The sequence below is a fragment of the Paraburkholderia sediminicola genome (assembly GCF_046026675.1).
GTDB classification, from domain to species: domain Bacteria; phylum Pseudomonadota; class Gammaproteobacteria; order Burkholderiales; family Burkholderiaceae; genus Paraburkholderia; species Paraburkholderia sediminicola_F.
Genome location: NZ_JAQQEY010000001.1, coordinates 1,148,772 through 1,164,722 on the forward strand (window position 1 = coordinate 1,148,772; position 15,951 = coordinate 1,164,722).

General features: G+C 63.8%; 14 protein-coding genes. 13 read left to right on the forward strand and 1 reads right to left on the reverse strand.

The features are described 5' to 3' along the window. Positions 1–161: 161 nt before the first annotated feature. Entirely contained in the window at positions 162–812 is a 651-nt protein-coding gene (gene upp / locus PQQ86_RS04990) for a uracil phosphoribosyltransferase (RefSeq protein ID WP_012432337.1), read from the reverse strand. A 236-nt stretch (positions 813–1,048) separates the two neighbouring features. On the opposite strand from upp, the gene PQQ86_RS04995 reads away from it, so the two are divergent. The 13 genes from PQQ86_RS04995 (at position 1,049) to PQQ86_RS05055 (ending at position 15,935) form a co-directional block, all read left to right on the forward strand. Then, the gene (locus PQQ86_RS04995; protein ID WP_408265187.1) at positions 1,049–1,831 is read left to right on the forward strand and encodes an SDR family oxidoreductase; all 783 of its coding nucleotides are present in this window, start codon (positions 1,049–1,051) and stop codon (positions 1,829–1,831) included. A gap of 76 nt (positions 1,832–1,907) precedes the next feature. Then, entirely contained in the window at positions 1,908–2,297 is a 390-nt protein-coding gene (locus PQQ86_RS05000) for a methylglyoxal synthase (RefSeq protein ID WP_074284944.1), read from the forward strand. A 53-nt stretch (positions 2,298–2,350) separates the two neighbouring features. Continuing rightward, positions 2,351–3,325 carry a quinone oxidoreductase family protein gene (locus tag PQQ86_RS05005; protein ID WP_408270091.1) on the forward strand — a complete coding sequence of 325 codons (975 nt, stop codon included), beginning with the start codon at positions 2,351–2,353 and terminating at the stop codon, positions 3,323–3,325. Positions 3,326–3,585: 260 nt separating this feature from the next. Next, positions 3,586–3,699, forward strand: a complete 114-nt coding sequence (locus PQQ86_RS05010; RefSeq protein WP_054035137.1) for a hypothetical protein — start codon at positions 3,586–3,588, stop codon at positions 3,697–3,699. Continuing rightward, on the forward strand, positions 3,696–3,788 hold the full coding sequence (gene kdpF / locus PQQ86_RS05015; protein WP_007175651.1) for a K(+)-transporting ATPase subunit F: 93 nt from the start codon (positions 3,696–3,698) through the stop codon (positions 3,786–3,788). The genes PQQ86_RS05010 and kdpF overlap by 4 nt, the downstream gene beginning before the upstream one ends. Continuing rightward, positions 3,785–5,590 (forward strand): potassium-transporting ATPase subunit KdpA, encoded by a 1,806-nt coding sequence (gene kdpA / locus PQQ86_RS05020; protein ID WP_408265188.1) that lies wholly within the window; start codon positions 3,785–3,787, stop codon positions 5,588–5,590. Before kdpF ends, kdpA begins: the two co-directional genes overlap by 4 nt. A 68-nt stretch (positions 5,591–5,658) precedes the next feature. Beyond that, positions 5,659–7,743: a potassium-transporting ATPase subunit KdpB gene (kdpB, locus tag PQQ86_RS05025; RefSeq protein ID WP_408265189.1), complete on the forward strand. Its 2,085-nt coding sequence runs from the start codon at positions 5,659–5,661 to the stop codon at positions 7,741–7,743. Positions 7,744–7,773: 30 nt separating this feature from the next. Further along, positions 7,774–8,352: a potassium-transporting ATPase subunit KdpC gene (kdpC, locus tag PQQ86_RS05030; protein ID WP_408265190.1), complete on the forward strand. Its 579-nt coding sequence runs from the start codon at positions 7,774–7,776 to the stop codon at positions 8,350–8,352. A gap of 137 nt (positions 8,353–8,489) precedes the next feature. After that, positions 8,490–11,324, forward strand: a complete 2,835-nt coding sequence (locus tag PQQ86_RS05035) for a DUF4118 domain-containing protein (RefSeq protein WP_408265191.1) — start codon at positions 8,490–8,492, stop codon at positions 11,322–11,324. Next, positions 11,317–12,015, forward strand: a complete 699-nt coding sequence (gene kdpE, locus PQQ86_RS05040; protein WP_063495267.1) for a two-component system response regulator KdpE — start codon at positions 11,317–11,319, stop codon at positions 12,013–12,015. The genes PQQ86_RS05035 and kdpE overlap by 8 nt, the downstream gene beginning before the upstream one ends. Before the next feature lie 155 nt (positions 12,016–12,170). Beyond that, positions 12,171–12,491 (forward strand): quaternary ammonium compound efflux SMR transporter SugE, encoded by a 321-nt coding sequence (gene sugE, locus PQQ86_RS05045; RefSeq protein ID WP_093639567.1) that lies wholly within the window; start codon positions 12,171–12,173, stop codon positions 12,489–12,491. A gap of 259 nt (positions 12,492–12,750) precedes the next feature. Beyond that, the gene (locus PQQ86_RS05050) at positions 12,751–13,362 is read left to right on the forward strand and encodes a DUF4126 domain-containing protein (protein ID WP_054034982.1); all 612 of its coding nucleotides are present in this window, start codon (positions 12,751–12,753) and stop codon (positions 13,360–13,362) included. Positions 13,363–13,418: 56 nt separating this feature from the next. Continuing rightward, on the forward strand, positions 13,419–15,935 hold the full coding sequence (locus tag PQQ86_RS05055; protein ID WP_408270093.1) for an ABC transporter permease: 2,517 nt from the start codon (positions 13,419–13,421) through the stop codon (positions 15,933–15,935). Positions 15,936–15,951 lie beyond the last annotated feature (16 nt).

The window sequence follows — 15,951 nt, forward strand, 5'->3', positions numbered from 1 at the left end:
TGATGCACCGCGTGGCAGTGCAAGTCGAGCCGCTCTTTGAGCGGATTCGAATTTTATCACGGCGCGAGGGCGTGGCAGAGAAGGGCGTAGCCGGAAACTGCACGGAAATTAAGCGGTGGCGGCGTTTTGCGCGCGCCGCCGCCAGTTTCCTTAGCCCGTGGTCAGTTTTTCGTGCCGAACAGGCGGTCGCCAGCGTCGCCGAGACCCGGCACGATGTACGCGTGTTCGTTCAGGTGCGAATCGAGCGACGCCACGTACAGCTTGACGTCCGGATGCGCGTCCTGGAACACCTGCACGCCTTCCGGCGCGGCCACCAGCGCGAGGAACATGATGTTCTCGCCAGCCACGTTGCGGCGCTTGAGCACGTCCACCGCGTGCACGGCCGAGTAACCGGTCGCGACCATCGGATCGCACAGAATGAACACGCGGTCTTCCAGATCCGGCAGCCGCACCAGATACTCGACCGGGCGATGGTCCTCGGCGCGATACACGCCGATGTGGCCCACGCGCGCCGACGGCACCAGCTCCAGCAGGCCGTCCGACATGCCGATGCCGGCCCGCAGCACCGGCACGATCGCCAGTTTCTTGCCGGCGATCACCGGCGCGTCGATTTCGACCAGCGGCGTGGTGAGGCGGCGCGTGGTCATCGGCAGGTTGCGGGTGATTTCGTAGCCCATCAGCAGCGTGATCTCGCGCAGCAGTTCGCGGAACGTGCGGGTCGAGGTGTCCCGGTCGCGCATATGCGACAGCTTGTGCTGGATCAGCGGGTGATCGAGGATGAAAAGATTGGGAAAACGGCTGTCCTGGGTCATGGCGGGGGCGCAAGCGGCGGCTAGAGGGATCGGTTTGGCGCTCCGCACGGCCTGAAACCGGCAGGCGGGCGCGCCACGGCGCAAGTTTACCGAAAGAGTGGCGCCGGAAGATACCGGAGATTGCAGTGGCCCGGCACAGTCCGGCACCGATTCTTCTAGAATCGGGGGAAACTTTGCCACGATCGGGCAACCGCGGGACCATCCCCGCGCCACGACTACGTCATGAGGATAGGCACATGGACATGGGAATCGCAGGACGCACCGCGCTGGTTTGCGCGGCCAGCAAGGGTCTGGGGCGCGGCTGCGCGGAAGCGCTGGCAGCTGAAGGCGTCAACCTGACGATCGTCGCGCGCACGGCAGAGACGCTGGAGGCGACCGCCGCCGGGATTCGCAAACAGAGCGGCGTCGAGGTGAAAACGGTGGCGTGCGACATCACCACGCCCGAAGGACGTGCCGCGGCGCTCGCCGCCTGTCCGCAGCCGGACATTCTGGTCAACAACGCGGGCGGCCCGCCGCCGGGCGACTTCCGCAACTTCACGCACGAAGACTGGATTCGCGCGCTGGAGAGCAACATGCTGACGCCGATCGAGCTGATCCGCGCGACCATCGACGGGATGAGCGAGCGCGGCTTTGGGCGCATCGTCAACATCACGAGCTCGGCGGTCAAGGCGCCGATCGACGTGCTCGGACTGTCCAACGGTGCGCGCTCAGGGCTGACCGGTTTCATCGCGGGACTGGCGCGCAGCAAGATAGCCGCCTCGGGCGTGACGATCAACAGCCTGCTGCCGGGCCTGTTCGACACCGATCGCATTGCCACCACCTTCACAGCGCAAGCCAACGCGCAGCACATTTCCGTCGACGATGCGCGCAAGCAGCGCATGAAGACCATTCCCGCCGGCCGTTTCGGCACGCGCGATGAATTTGGCCGCGCCTGTGCGTTCCTGTGCAGCGTGCATGCTGGCTACATCACCGGGCAGAACTGGCTGATGGACGGCGGCGCTTACCCCGGTACGTTCTGAGCGTGGACGTTCTGACGCACCAGCATCGCCCTCACTACAACAACGACAATCACAACGGTTTCAGGAGTCTTACGTCATGAGCACCCGCATTGCGCTGATCGCGCACGATCACAAGAAAGACGACATCGTCAAACTGGCCGGCGAATACGTCGATACGCTCAGGCGCTGCGAGATCGTCGCGACCGGCACGACCGGCACGCGCATTGGTGACGCGCATGGCCTCACGGTCGAGCGCATGTTGTCCGGCCCGCACGGCGGCGACCTGCAGATCGGCGCGCAGCTTGCGGAAGGGCGGGTGGACATGGTGATCTTCCTGCGCGACCCGATGACGCCGCAGCCGCACGAACCGGATATCAACGCGCTGGTACGTGCCTGCGACGTTCACAACATTCCATGCGCCACCAATATTTCGACCGCGCGAATGATTCTCGACGTGCTGACCTTGCGCCTCACACAGCAGGTCTAGGCCGACGCGGTGGTGTTTCAAGATCGAACGAAATCACAAACCAGGGAGACATGATGGTCAAAGCAATCCGATTCGACAAAACCGGTGGCCCGGAGGTCATGAAATGGATCGACGTCGAAGTGGGCGAGCCGGGTGCGGGCGAGATTCGTATCAAACAGAGCGCGGTTGGGCTGAACTATATCGACGTGTATTTCCGCAAGGGCCTGTACCCACTGCCGTTGCCGGGTGGACTCGGTATGGAAGCGGCGGGTGAAGTCACGGCGATTGGCCCTGGCGTGACCGGCTTCAAAGCGGGCGATCGCGTGGCCTACGTGGCGCGTCCGCCTGGCGCATACGCCCAGACGCGTGTGCTGCCGGCGGCGCTAGCCGTCAAGGTGCCGGACGCGTTGAGCGACGAGCAGGCGGCCTCCGTCATGCTGCAAGGGCTGACCGCGCAATATCTGCTGCGCCGCACGTATCCCGTGAAGGCCGGCGACACGATCCTGATTCAGGCCGCGGCCGGCGGCGTCGGTCTGCTGGTTTGCCAGTGGGCGAAGGCGCTCGGCGCAACGGTGATCGGCACGGTCGGCTCCGATGAGAAAGCCGAGATCGCCAAAGCACACGGCTGCGACCATGCGATCGTCTACACGCGCGAAAACTTTACCAAGCGCGTGCGCGAGATCACCAACGGCGCGGGGGTACCGGTGGTGTACGACTCGATCGGTAACGACACGTTTACCGGTTCGCTCGATTGCCTTGCGCCGCTCGGCATGTTCGTGAGCTTCGGCAATGCTTCGGGCCCGTTGCCGCCGATCGATTCGTCGGAATTCGCCGGACGCGGTTCGCTGTTCTTTACGCGCCCGACGCTCTTTACCTATATCGCCAAACGCAGCGACTACGAAGCAATGTCCTCGGAGCTGTTCGACATGCTGGTATCGGGCAAGGTCAAGACGAGCATCAATCAGCGCTATGCGCTGGCTGATGTCGGGAAGGCGCACGCGGATCTCGAAGGCCGCCGCACCACGGGCTCGACGATTCTGCTGCCATAAACTCTGATGCCACGAGCTTAGAGCGGAGCAACGCGTGGGTGTAAAAACCACAGTGCGGTGACGCTTGCGGAGCGTGGCAATCGGGCCGGCGCGAAAGACCGCAGACCCATACTCCATCGTCACAAGGCCGTTCCATCCCACGATGGAACGGCCTTTTCCGTTTACGCGATTTTTACATCCCATCTCAGATCTTTGACCGGCCCTTTACGCGGATCGGCATAACGTTGCACCTATCCAAAGTCCGTGAATGGGGAATAAAAATGGATGTGCTGTATGTCGGGGGGATGGTGCTGTTTTTCGCGCTGACCTTTGCGTTGATTGCCGGCTGCGAGAAGTTGATGCAGTTCCGGCGTGGCCAGGGAGCTCGCTCATGACCTGGATTCTCTGGTTGTCTGGTGCGGCGACCGCGCTGCTGTTTGTGTACCTGGTCTATGCGCTGTTGCGCGCGGAGGACATTGAATGAACTCGAACAATGTCCTGCAGGCGGGTCTCTTCATCGTCGTGCTGCTGGCTGCCGCGGTGCCGATGTCCCGTTATCTGAGCAATGTGATGGACGGCAGCTCGCGCGTGGTCCGTTTCGGCGGTCCTATCGAACGTTTGCTGTATCGCATCGCGGGCGTCGATCCGTCGGCGGAAATGGGCTGGAAGCACTACGCCATCGCCACGATCGCGTTCAACGCGCTCGGCACGCTGTTTCTTTACGTGTTGCTGCGCGTGCAAGGCTGGTTGCCGGGCAACCCGCAGCAGTTCGGCCCGATGACGGTCGACGGCGCGTTCAATACAGCGGTCAGCTTCGTGACCAACACGAACTGGCAGGATTACACGCCTGAGCAGACCGTTGGCTATCTCGCGCAGATGCTCGGCTTCACCGTGCAGAACTTCTTCTCGGCCGCCACCGGCATTGTGGTGGTGATCGCGTTGATTCGCGGCTTTGCGCGTCACACTGCGCAAACCATCGGCAACTTCTGGGTCGATCTGACGCGTGTGACGCTTTATGTGTTGCTGCCGATGGCAGCGATCATCGCTGCGGTGCTGATGAGCCAGGGCGTGATCCAGAACTTCAAGTCGTATCAGGACGTGCCGACGCTGCAAACCACGACCTACGCTGCACCGAAGCTCGATGCGCAAGGCAACCCCGTGAAGGATGCGAAGGGCAATGCGGTAACCGTCGACACGCCGGTGAAAACGCAGACCATCGCGATGGGTCCGGTCGCATCACAGGAAGCGATCAAGATGCTCGGCACCAACGGTGGCGGCTTCTTTAACGGCAACTCGGCGCATCCGTACGAAAACCCGACGCCGTTCTCAAACTTCCTGCAGATCTTCTCGATCCTGATCATTCCTGCGGCATTGGCACTCGTATTCGGCCGGATGATCATGGACCGCAAGCAGGGCGTGGCCGTGCTCGCGGCGATGACGATCGCTTTCGGCGTATGCGTGTTCGGCGAGATCAGCGCCGAGCAATCAGGTAATCCGGCGTTGACCGCGTTGCACGTCGATCAATCGGCGAATGCGATGCAGTCGGGCGGTAATGCGGAAGGCAAGGAAACGCGCTTCGGTATCGCGCAGTCGGGCATCTTCACGGTGGCGACCACGGCGGCTTCGTGCGGCGCTGTAGCGAATACGCACGACTCGCTGACGCCGATCGGCGGCCTCTATCCGATGCTGCTGATGCAACTCGGCGAAGTGATCTTCGGCGGCGTGGGTTCCGGTATGTACGGCATGCTCGTGTTCGCACTGCTGGCCGTGTTCGTGGCGGGCCTGATGATTGGCCGCACGCCTGAATACGTCGGCAAGAAGATCGAAGCGTACGAGATGAAGATGGTGTCGATCGTGGTGCTGCTTACGCCGCTGCTGGTGCTGGTGGGCACGTCGATCGCGGTGCTGTCCGATGCGGGTAAGGCAGGTATCGCCAACCCCGGTGCGCACGGCTTCTCCGAAATTCTTTACGCGTTCAGCTCGGCCGCGAATAACAACGGCAGTGCGTTTGCCGGCCTGACTGTGGGCACGCCGTTCTACAACTGGCTCACGGCGATTGCGATGTGGTTCGGCCGCTTCGGCACGATCGTTCCGGTGCTGGCGATCGCCGGTTCGCTGGCTTCGAAGAAGCGCATCGGTGTGACCGGCGGCACGTTGCCGACTCATGGCCCGCTGTTCGTTGTGCTGCTGCTCGGCACGGTGCTGCTGGTCGGCGCGCTGACTTATGTGCCTGCGCTTGCGCTCGGACCTGGTGTCGAACATCTGATGATGATGGGCGCCCATTGAGGCGGCCCATTGACATGACACCAGCGACCAACGAGTGAACAGGCGCAAACGGGAAATTCGAGGATTCAATGACTGAACATAATGCAACCAGGTCCATGTTCGACCCGGCGCTGCTGCGCCCGGCGATCGTGGACTCCTTCAAAAAGCTCACGCCGCGCACGCAGTTCCGTAACCCGGTGATGTTCTGCGTGTACGTCGGCAGTATTCTGACGACCATTCTGTGGATCGCCGCGCTCGGCGGTCAGGCCGAGGCGCCCGCGGGCTTCATTCTCGCGGTCACCTTGTGGCTGTGGTTCACGGTGCTGTTCGCGAACTTCGCGGAAGCGCTCGCCGAAGGCCGTTCCAAGGCCCAGGCAGCGTCGCTGCGCAGCGCGAAGAAAGACGTGATGGCCAAGAAGCTCAACGAGCCGCATCCGAAGTCGCCGATCCGCATTCTGACGGCGTCCGATCTGCGCAAAGGCGACGTTGTGCTGGTCGAAACCGGCGACGTGATTCCGGCTGACGGCGAAGTGATCGACGGTGTTGCGTCGGTCGACGAATCGGCGATCACGGGCGAATCGGCACCGGTGATCCGCGAGTCGGGCGGCGACTTTTCGTCGGTGACAGGTGGCACGCGCGTGCTGTCGGACTGGATCGTCGTGCGTGTCACGGCGAATCCGGGCGAGGCCTTCCTCGACCGCATGATCGCGATGGTCGAGGGCGCCAAGCGTCAGAAGACGCCGAACGAAATCGCACTGACGATTCTGCTGGTCGCGCTGACCATCGTGATGTTGCTGGCGACCGCCACGCTGCTGCCGTTCTCGATGTTCTCCGTCGAAGCCGCAAAAGCCGGTCACGTGGTCACGATTACCGCGCTGGTCGCGCTGCTGGTGTGTCTGATTCCGACCACCATCGGCGGGCTGTTGTCGGCGATCGGTGTGGCCGGTATGAGCCGCATGATGCAGGCCAACGTGATCGCCACCTCGGGCCGTGCTGTTGAAGCCGCAGGTGACGTCGACGTGCTGTTGCTCGACAAGACCGGCACGATCACTCTCGGTAACCGCCAGGCATCGCAGTTCGTGCCGGCGCCCGGCTTGACCGAAGAAGCACTCGCCGACGCGGCCCAGCTTTCGTCGCTCGCCGACGAAACGCCGGAAGGCCGCAGCATTGTTGTGCTGGCGAAGCAGCGCTTCAATATCCGTCAGCGCGATATGGCTTCGCTGAAGGCGGAATTCCTCGCCTTCACCGCGCAAACGCGGATGAGCGGTGTCGATCTGCCGGGCCGCGAAATCCGCAAGGGCGCGTCCGATGCGGTGAAGAACTACGTCGAAGCGAACGGCGGCCGTTTCCCGAACGAAGTCAGTACTGCGGTCGCTGAAGTCGCACGTCGTGGCAGCACGCCGCTGGTAGTCGCCGAGAAAGGCGAGCAGGGCGCACGCGTGCTCGGCGTGATCGAGCTGAAGGACGTGGTGAAGGGCGGCATCAAGGAGCGCTTCGCCGAACTGCGCAAGATGGGTATCAAGACCATCATGGTGACGGGTGACAACCGGCTGACGGCAGCAGCGATCGCGGCCGAAGCAGGCGTCGACGATTTCCTCGCCGAAGCTACGCCGGAAGCCAAACTCGCCACGATCCGCGCGCACCAGGCCGAAGGCCGGCTCGTCGCGATGACCGGCGACGGCACCAACGACGCCCCGGCGCTCGCACAGGCCGACGTCGCGGTGGCGATGAACACCGGCACGCAGGCGGCGAAAGAAGCCGGCAACATGGTCGACCTAGATTCGAATCCGACCAAGCTGATCGAGATTGTCGAGATCGGCAAGCAGATGCTGATGACGCGCGGTTCGCTCACCACGTTCTCGATTGCGAACGACGTGGCCAAGTACTTCGCGATCATCCCGGCTGCGTTTGCGACCACGTATCCGGCACTGAACGCGCTGAACGTGATGCATCTGGCCACGCCGGCCTCGGCGATCATGTCGGCGGTGATTTTCAATGCGCTGATTATCGTGCTGCTGATTCCGCTGGCGCTCAAAGGCGTGAAGTACCGGGCGCTGGGCGCGGCGATTCTGTTGCGTCGCAATCTGCTGGTCTACGGTCTGGGCGGGATCATCGTGCCGTTCATCGGTATCAAGCTGATCGATATGGTGCTGGCCGCGTTCGGCTGGGTTTGAGCAGCGGCTGTTTAAGAGGAATTACTCATCATGAAAAATCTGTTCCGTCCGTTAATCGTGATCTTCGCGGTGCTGACCGCGGTCACCGGCCTCGCTTATCCCGCCGTGATGACCGCGGTTGGTCAGGCGGCCTTCAACAATCAGGCCAACGGCAGCATGCTCGAGAAGGACGGCAAGGTGGTCGGCTCGAAGCTGATCGGCCAGCAGTTCGATGCGCCGCAGTACTTCTGGGGCCGTCTGTCGGCCACCAGCCCGATGCCGTACAACTCGCAGGGCTCGAGCGGTTCGAATCTCGGACCGACCAACCCGGCGCTGCTCGATGAGGTCAAAGGCCGTATCGACGCGTTGAAGGCTGCCGGCACGGATATGTCGCAGCCGGTGCCGGTCGATCTGGTGACGTCCTCGGGCAGCGGTCTCGATCCCGAGATCAGCCCGGCGGCGGCCGCGTATCAGATCGAACGCGTCGCCAAAGCGCGTAAGCTCGCCACGAACGACGTGCAGGCACTGGTCGATCGTTATACGAGCGGCCGCCAGTTCGGCATTTTCGGTGAATCGCGGGTGAACGTGCTGCAACTGAATCTGGCGCTCGATGAGATGAAACAAGGTTGAGCGCTAGCAAGCGCTGTTGATGGCTATGATTCGAGGAGGCGGCGTCCATGCGGGGCCGCCTTCGCCATTTGCGGCGCGGCTGCTGCCGTGCCACCATGCGTGCACTATCGCTCGCCTTACTATGAAAACCATTGAGCATGAACCGCCCCGATCCTGATGAACTGCTCGACAAGCTGCAACGCGACGAAGAAAAACGTCAGCGGGGCAGGCTGAAGATTTTCTTCGGCGCGTCGGCGGGCGTGGGCAAGACCTATGCGATGTTGCAGGCCGCGCGGCGCCGTGCCGATGAAGGTGCGGACGTGGTGGTCGGCATCGCCGAAACGCATGGCCGCAGCGAAACCGCTGCGCTGCTCGAAGGCCTCGACGTGCTGCCGCTCGCGCATATCGAGTATCGCGGCCGTAAGCTCGGCGAGTTCGATCTCGACGCCGCGCTCGCTCGCAAGCCGCAACTGATTCTCGTCGACGAGCTTGCGCATTCGAACGTGCAGGGCGCCCGGCATCTGAAGCGCTGGCAGGATGTCTACGAACTGCTCGACGCGGGCATCGACGTCTACACCACGGTCAACGTCCAGCACCTCGAAAGCCTGAACGACGTGGTCGGCCAGATCACCGGCATTCGTGTCTGGGAGACGGTGCCCGACCGCGTGTTCGATCGCGCCGACGAAGTCACGCTGGTCGACCTGCCCGCCGAAGAACTGCTCGACCGGATGCGCGACGGCAAAGTGTATTTGCCGCAGCAGGCCGAGCGTGCGGTGCGCAACTTCTTTCGCAAGGGCAATCTGATCGCGCTGCGCGAGCTGGCATTGCGCCGTACCGCCGACCGAGTCGATGCGCAGATGCGCGAATATCGCGCTGATCGTTCGATCCAGCGGATCTGGCAGGCGCGTGAGCGCTTGCTGGTGTGCGTCGGCCCTGGCCCGGAAGCACCGATGCTGGTGCGCGCGGCGGCGCGTCTCGCCGCCAGCCTGAAGGCAGACTGGATCGCCGTCTATGTGGAAACGCCCGCACTGCAGCGCTTGCCCGACGCGCGCCGCGAACGCACGCTGAATGCCTTGAAGCTCGCCGCCGAACTCGGCGCCGAAACCGCGACGCTTGCCGGTACCGATGCGGTCGCCGCGCTGATCGGTTACGCGCAGGCTCGCAACGTCTCGAAGCTGGTGGCCGGCGCGTCGGCGCGCACCGGTCTCAAGCGCTGGCTGCGCCGGCCGCTCGGTGAGCGCATCGCCGAACGCGCGGGCGATCTCGATCTCACGCTGATTCGCGCGTCGTCGGAACGCGATGGCGCTGAGCATCGCCGCTTACTGAACACCACCGCCAACGCGTGGCGCGAGGCATTGAGCACGGCGCGCGAACGCCGTTCGCCGCCGCGCGCCTACGGCATCGCGCTGGCGATCTGTGCGGCCATTACGCTGCTGTCGAGCCAGTTGATCGACCATATCGATCTGACCAACCTCGTCATGCTGTACCTGCTCGGCGTGATCTTCACCGCCGTGAAGCTGGGGCGCGGGCCGGGCGTCGTGCTGTCGTTCATGAGCGTGGCGGCATTCGATTTCTTCTTCGTGCCGCCGCGCATGTCGTTGTCGGTGTCCGATACGCAGTATTTGCTGACCTTCTTCGGCATGCTGCTGACCTCGCTTGTCATCAGCCATCTCACGTCGAGCTTGCGCCGCGAGGCGAGTGTTGCGCGGCGTCGGGAGCAACGCACCGGTGCGATGTATGCGATGGCGCGTGAGCTGGCGGCGGCACTCACCACCGAGCAGATCGTCGGCATCGGCAGCCGGCATGTGAGCGAAGTGTTCGGCGCGCGCGTCGCGATTCTGTTGCCGGACAGCGCCGATCAGGTCAAGCAGAAGATCGAAGATCCCGACGCGACGATCACGCTCGAAGGCGAGACGCTTGATATCGACGTCGGCCAATGGGTCTACGACCAGCAGAAGCCTGCCGGGCAAGGCACCGATACACTGCCGGCCGCCGCCGCGCTGTACCTGCCGCTGAAAGCGCCGATGCGCACGCGCGGCGTGCTCGCGGTCGTGATGCGCGATGAGCGTGAGCTCGACGTGCCCGAGCAGCAACGCATGCTCGACGCGTTCGCCGCCCAGATCGCGCTGGCCCTCGAACGTGTGCACTACGTCGACATCGCACGCGATGCGCTCGTCAATATGGAATCCGAGCGCTTGCGCAATTCGCTCCTCTCGGCGATTTCGCACGACCTGCGTACGCCGTTGACGACGATCGTCGGCTTCTCGTCGATGCTGGCGCAATCGCGCGAGGCGCATCCCGGTGCGCAGCCTGGCGACGATCTCGTCGAAGCGATTCACGAAGAAGCGCTGCGCATGACCGGCATCGTCACCAATCTGCTCGACATGGCGCGCTTGCAGGCGGGCAGCCTGCAATTGAACCAGCAGTGGACGCTCCTCGAAGAAACGGTGGGCGCCGCGCTGCGGGCCTGCAAGCGTGTGCTGGCGAATCATCCCGTACAGGTGAAGCTGCCTGCGGATTTGCCGCTGCTGCACCTCGATGCGGTGCTGATGGAGCGGCTCTTCTCGAACCTGTTCGAGAACGCGGCCAAGTACACGCCGCCGGACACGCCCCTGACGATCGGCGCGCAACGTCTCGACGCGGACGGCAAGTCGTTCGTACGCGTCGCGGTCGACGATAACGGACCGGGTTTGCCGGCCGGCATGGAAGCGCGTGTGTTCGAAAAATTCACGCGCGGCGAGAAAGAGTCGGCTAAGCCAGGCATTGGCCTCGGCCTCGCGATCTGCCGCGCAATCGTGGAAGCGCACGGCGGTACAATCGGCGCGCTCAATCGGATGTCTGCGGACGGCCGCGTCGAAGGCGCGCGTTTCTGGTTCACGCTGCCGGTGGAAACGCCGCCTGAAGCACCGGATGCGCTGGAAGACGAAGGCGCCGATGCGTTGCCGGACCACGATTTAACTCTTAACCAGCGTTCCAAGCCTAGCCATGAGTGACCCGAGCATCACAGTCGTCCTGATTGAAGACGAAAAGCAGATTCGCCGCTTCGTGCGAACCGCGCTGGAAGGCGAGGGCATCGTTGTGCACGACGCCGAGACTGGCAAGCAAGGTCTCGTCGAAGCCGCGACGCGCAAGCCCGATCTGGTCATCGTCGATCTCGGCCTGCCCGATACCGACGGTCTCGACGTGATTCGCGAGCTGCGTGGCTGGAGCGAGCTGCCGGTCATCGTGCTATCGGCGCGCACTCAGGAAACCGAGAAAGTCGCCGCGCTCGACGCTGGCGCGGATGACTACCTCACCAAACCGTTCGGCGTCTCCGAGCTGCTGGCGCGGATCCGCGCACATATGCGGCGCCGCAATCAGGGCGGCGCGAATGAATCGCCGCTGGTGCGCTTCGGCGCGGTGACGGTCGATCTGGCCTTGCGTCAGGTGAGCCGCGACGGCGTGGCCGTCCATCTCACGCCGATCGAATATCGCCTGCTCGCGACACTGGTGCGCCACGCCGGGCGCGTGCTGACGCACCGGCAATTGCTGCGTGACGTGTGGGGGCCGTCGCATGTCGAGAGCCACCACTATCTGCGTATTTACATGGCGCATCTGCGCGGGAAACTGGAGCGCGACCCGGCGCAGCCGGAGCATATCGTCACGGAAACGGGCGTGGGATACCGGCTGGTGGGCGCGGTTTGAGCCTGTCCGAGCCGTCCGCCGCGCCCTCTTGCGCGCCCTTGCGGCTTGTCGCCGCAGCAAGGCGGCGCACTATTTTGATATAATTACAGTTCGTAAGGACGACCTTGCGCACTGCTACAAACGGGGACGGCCCCATCTGACTATGGAGCTGTCTCATGTCCTGGATTCTTCTGCTGATTGCCGGTTTGCTTGAAGTCGCATGGGCGGCCGGTCTCAAAACCTCCGACGGTTTCACCCGGCTCTGGCCGTCCGTGTTCACGATCGTGACTGCCCTCGGCAGTTTCGTTCTGCTCGCCATGGCGATGCGCCAGTTGCCGCTCGGCACGGCCTACGCCGTGTGGACGGGGATCGGCGCGGTCGGCGCGTTCATCTTCGGCATCGTCATGATGGGCGAGGCCCTGACGGTCGCGCGGGTGGCGAGTGCGGCGCTGATTGTGATCGGATTGATCGGTTTGAAGCTGTCGTCGGGGCATTAAGCCCTGTTGGCGGGTCCGAATATCGTGTCCGCATGCGCTCAAACCGTGCGCCAATACCCTGCCATTAGAGTCCGCCATTTGTTAGTCGCTCTGCGTTCTGCGAATTAACGTGGCTATAATGAGATCGAATCCAACCTGAATTTGCCCGCGGCCTATTTGGCGCGGCCGGCTTGGCGCGGGTCTGACGACTTCGGTGCGGCGGCTCCCTTTCCAATGCCCGTCGAAGCGCCCGGCACGCACAGCGCGCCTGGAGGCGGCCATGCTTGAATCACTTTCGCTCGCTGCGGGCCTCTCATGGGGCAGCGGTCTGCGCCTCTATCTGACAGTCCTGCTGGCCGGCGTGTTCGCACGTCTTGGCTTCATCCATCTCCCCGATACGCTGTCCGCGCTGTCTTCGCCGTGGGTAATCGGTGTCGCCGGCGTGCTGACGGTCACGGAATTTCTCGCCGACAAGATCCCCGCGTTCGATTCCTTATGGGACGCGATCCATACCTTTATCCGCATTCCCGCCGGCGCCGTGCTGGCGGCCGGCGCGCTCGGCCATGCCGATCCTGCGCTGCTGACGGTCGCTGCACTGGCAGGCGGCACGTTGGCGGGCACTGCGCATCTGGCCAAAGCGGGCACGCGCGCGCTGATCAATCTGTCGCCGGAACCGGTGTCGAATGTCGTGACCTCGACCGCTGAAGACGGCCTGGTGTTCGGCGGCATGTTGCTCGCACTGTTCGTGCCGCTTCTGTTCCTGGTCTTGATGGTGGGCTTTCTGATGCTCGCCGCCTGGGCGTTGCCGCGTCTGTGGCGCGGGGTGCAGGGCGGTTTTCGCGGGATGGCGACGCACATGGTGTCGCGCTTTGCCAGGAGTCGGCACGATTGAGCGATACGGGACGCGGGGTAACGGCGCGCGCCAAGGCAGCGAGCCGGTTGGGCAGTATGGATCTGTTGCGCCAGGCTATCCGCATGACGGCGCGCGACTGGCGCGCCGGCGAACTGACAATGCTGTTGCTGGCGTTGGTGCTGGCCGTTGCGGCGCTGTCGAGTGTCGGTTTTCTGGCTGACCGTTTGCATCAGGGGCTCGAGCGCGATGCACGGCGCATGATCGCCGCTGATTTCATCGTCCGCGCCGATCATCCGGTCGATCCACAGTTCGCGCAGCAAGCCAGCGCGCTCGGTCTGAATACCGCCAGTACGGCGATCTTTCCCAGCATGATCAACTCGACCGGCACGCAGCCGGTCTCGCGGCTGGCCGCTATCAAGGCGGTGTCGCCCGGTTATCCGTTGCGCGGCGCGTTGCGGATTGCTTCAGCGCCGGGCGCGGCGGACCATCCCACCCAATCGATTCCGGCACCTGGCACGGTATGGGTCGATCAGGCACTGCTCGACGCACTGAAGCTGCATGTCGGCGACGCCGTGAAGGTTGGGTCCCGCAGCTTCACGATCGGCGGTGTGATTACGCGCGAACTCGACCGTGGTTTCTCGTTCGTCAATTTTTCGCCGCGTTTGATGCTGCGTGCCGACGATGTCCAGTCGACCGGTCTCATCACCTTCGGCAGCCGAGTGACTTATCGCTTGCTGGTGGCGGGTTCGGATGCATCGGTGGCGCGCTTCGCGCAATTCGCGCATGACAAGGTGGACGGCGGCAAGATGCGCGGCGTTGCGCTCGAGTCGTTGCAGGACGGGCAGCCGCAAGTGCGTCAGACGCTCGACCGCGCGAGCCACTTTCTCACGCTGGTCTCGCTGCTCACTGCATTGCTCGCGGCGGTGGCGATCGCTATGGCCGCGCACCGGTATATGCGCCGGCATCTGGACGGCTGCGCGGCGATGCGCTGTTTGGGTGTCAGTCAAGCCACGCTACGCACGCTGTTCACGCTTGAATTCGTGGGGCTGGGTTTGATCGGTGGCGCGCTCGGCGTGGCGCTCGGTTATCTGGGGCACATGGCGTTGTTGACGTGGCTCGGCAGTCTGATCGACGTCGTGCTGCCGTATCCAACCGCATGGCCAGCGCTCGAAGGTATCGCAGCCGGTCTCGTGTTGTTGCTCGGGTTTGCGTTGCCGCCGCTGTTGCCGCTGACACGCGTGCCGCCAGTGCGCGTGCTGCGCCGCGAATGGGGCGAAGCGGGGCGCACCGCCTGGGCCGCCTACGCGCTCGGCATCGTGCTGTTCGCCGCGCTCCTGATCGTTGCCGCGGGCGAGTTGAAGCTCGGTGGCATCGTCGCGGGCGGCTTCGCCGGCGGCCTGCTGGTGTTCGCGTGCATCGCGCGGCTGGCGTTGTGGGGCGCTTCGCGTGTCGTGCGCAGTGAGCGCGTGAATGCGGGCATCGGCTGGCGCTACGCGTTGGCGTCGCTCGAGCGGCGCAGTGGCGCGAGCGCGCTGCAGATCACCGCGCTCGGCATCGGCCTGATGTGCCTGTTGCTGATCGCGATGACACGCAACGATCTTGTGGCCGGCTGGCGCAAATCGACGCCGCCCGATGCGCCGAATGAATTCATTATCGATATCCAGCCCGACCAGCGCGACGCCGTCACGCAGTATCTGGGCACGCACGGCGTGCCCGGCACGGTGCTCGCGCCGATGGTGCGCGGCCGGTTGATCGCGATCAACGGCAAGCCGGTCAATCCGGATTCGTTCAAGGGCGACGATGCGAGGCGTCTCGTCGACCGCGAATTCAATCTGTCATACACCACCGAGCTGCCCGACGACAACCGTCTCTCTGCCGGCACGTGGTATGGCGACACGAAGACACCGCAGATTTCGATCGAGCAGGGGCTCGCGAAGCTGATCAACGTTAAGCCCGGCGATACGCTGCGCTTCGACGTGACGGGTCTGCAGATCGATGCGCCGGTGACGAGTGTGCGCAAGCTCGACTGGGGCTCGTTCAAGGTCAACTTTTTCGTGCTGATGCCGCCGGCCGCCTTGCAGGATTTCCCGGCGACGTTCATCACGAGCTTCCATTTACCGTCCGACAAGCAATCGACTATCGACGGGTTGATCGCCGCCTATCCGAACCTCACGGCAATCGACACTGGTCCGATTCTGGCGCAGGTGCAGCGTGTCCTGCAGCAGGTGGTTGGCGCGGTGCAGTTCCTGTTCGCGTTCACGCTCGCGGCCGGCGTGCTGGTGCTCTACGCGGCGCTTGCCGGCACCCGCGATGAGCGTATGCGAGAATCCGCGCTGCTGCGCGCGCTGGGGGCCTCGCATCGCCAGGTGCGGGCGGTGCAGGTCGCCGAGTTCGTGGCGGTTGGCGCGCTCGCCGGTTTAATGGCGGCGCTCGGTGCGCAGGTGATCGGCTGGCAACTGGCGACGCGTGTGTTCGAGTTTTATCTGACGTTCGATCCGTGGTTGTTGCCGGCGGGTATCGCAGCCGGAATCGCCTGCGCGGGCGTGGGTGGCTGGCTCAGCTTGCGGCATGTGCTGGCGCGGCCCGCGTTGCAATCGCTGCGAGACGCGTGATTTTTCTTTCCTGTTT

Bases quoted from the DNA above. Each gene is read 5' to 3' on its own strand.
- upp (WP_012432337.1), bottom strand. From the start codon at position 812: ATGACCCAGGACAGCCGTTTTCCCAATCTTTTCATCCTCGATCACCCG.
- PQQ86_RS04995 (WP_408265187.1), top strand. From the start codon at position 1,049: ATGGACATGGGAATCGCAGGACGCACCGCGCTGGTTTGCGCGGCCAGC.
- PQQ86_RS05000 (WP_074284944.1), top strand. From the start codon at position 1,908: ATGAGCACCCGCATTGCGCTGATCGCGCACGATCACAAGAAAGACGAC.
- PQQ86_RS05005 (WP_408270091.1), top strand. From the start codon at position 2,351: ATGGTCAAAGCAATCCGATTCGACAAAACCGGTGGCCCGGAGGTCATG.
- PQQ86_RS05010 (WP_054035137.1), top strand. From the start codon at position 3,586: ATGGATGTGCTGTATGTCGGGGGGATGGTGCTGTTTTTCGCGCTGACC.
- kdpF (WP_007175651.1), top strand. From the start codon at position 3,696: ATGACCTGGATTCTCTGGTTGTCTGGTGCGGCGACCGCGCTGCTGTTT.
- kdpA (WP_408265188.1), top strand. From the start codon at position 3,785: ATGAACTCGAACAATGTCCTGCAGGCGGGTCTCTTCATCGTCGTGCTG.
- kdpB (WP_408265189.1), top strand. From the start codon at position 5,659: ATGACTGAACATAATGCAACCAGGTCCATGTTCGACCCGGCGCTGCTG.
- kdpC (WP_408265190.1), top strand. From the start codon at position 7,774: ATGAAAAATCTGTTCCGTCCGTTAATCGTGATCTTCGCGGTGCTGACC.
- PQQ86_RS05035 (WP_408265191.1), top strand. From the start codon at position 8,490: ATGAACCGCCCCGATCCTGATGAACTGCTCGACAAGCTGCAACGCGAC.
- kdpE (WP_063495267.1), top strand. From the start codon at position 11,317: ATGAGTGACCCGAGCATCACAGTCGTCCTGATTGAAGACGAAAAGCAG.
- sugE (WP_093639567.1), top strand. From the start codon at position 12,171: ATGTCCTGGATTCTTCTGCTGATTGCCGGTTTGCTTGAAGTCGCATGG.
- PQQ86_RS05050 (WP_054034982.1), top strand. From the start codon at position 12,751: ATGCTTGAATCACTTTCGCTCGCTGCGGGCCTCTCATGGGGCAGCGGT.
- PQQ86_RS05055 (WP_408270093.1), top strand. From the start codon at position 13,419: ATGGATCTGTTGCGCCAGGCTATCCGCATGACGGCGCGCGACTGGCGC.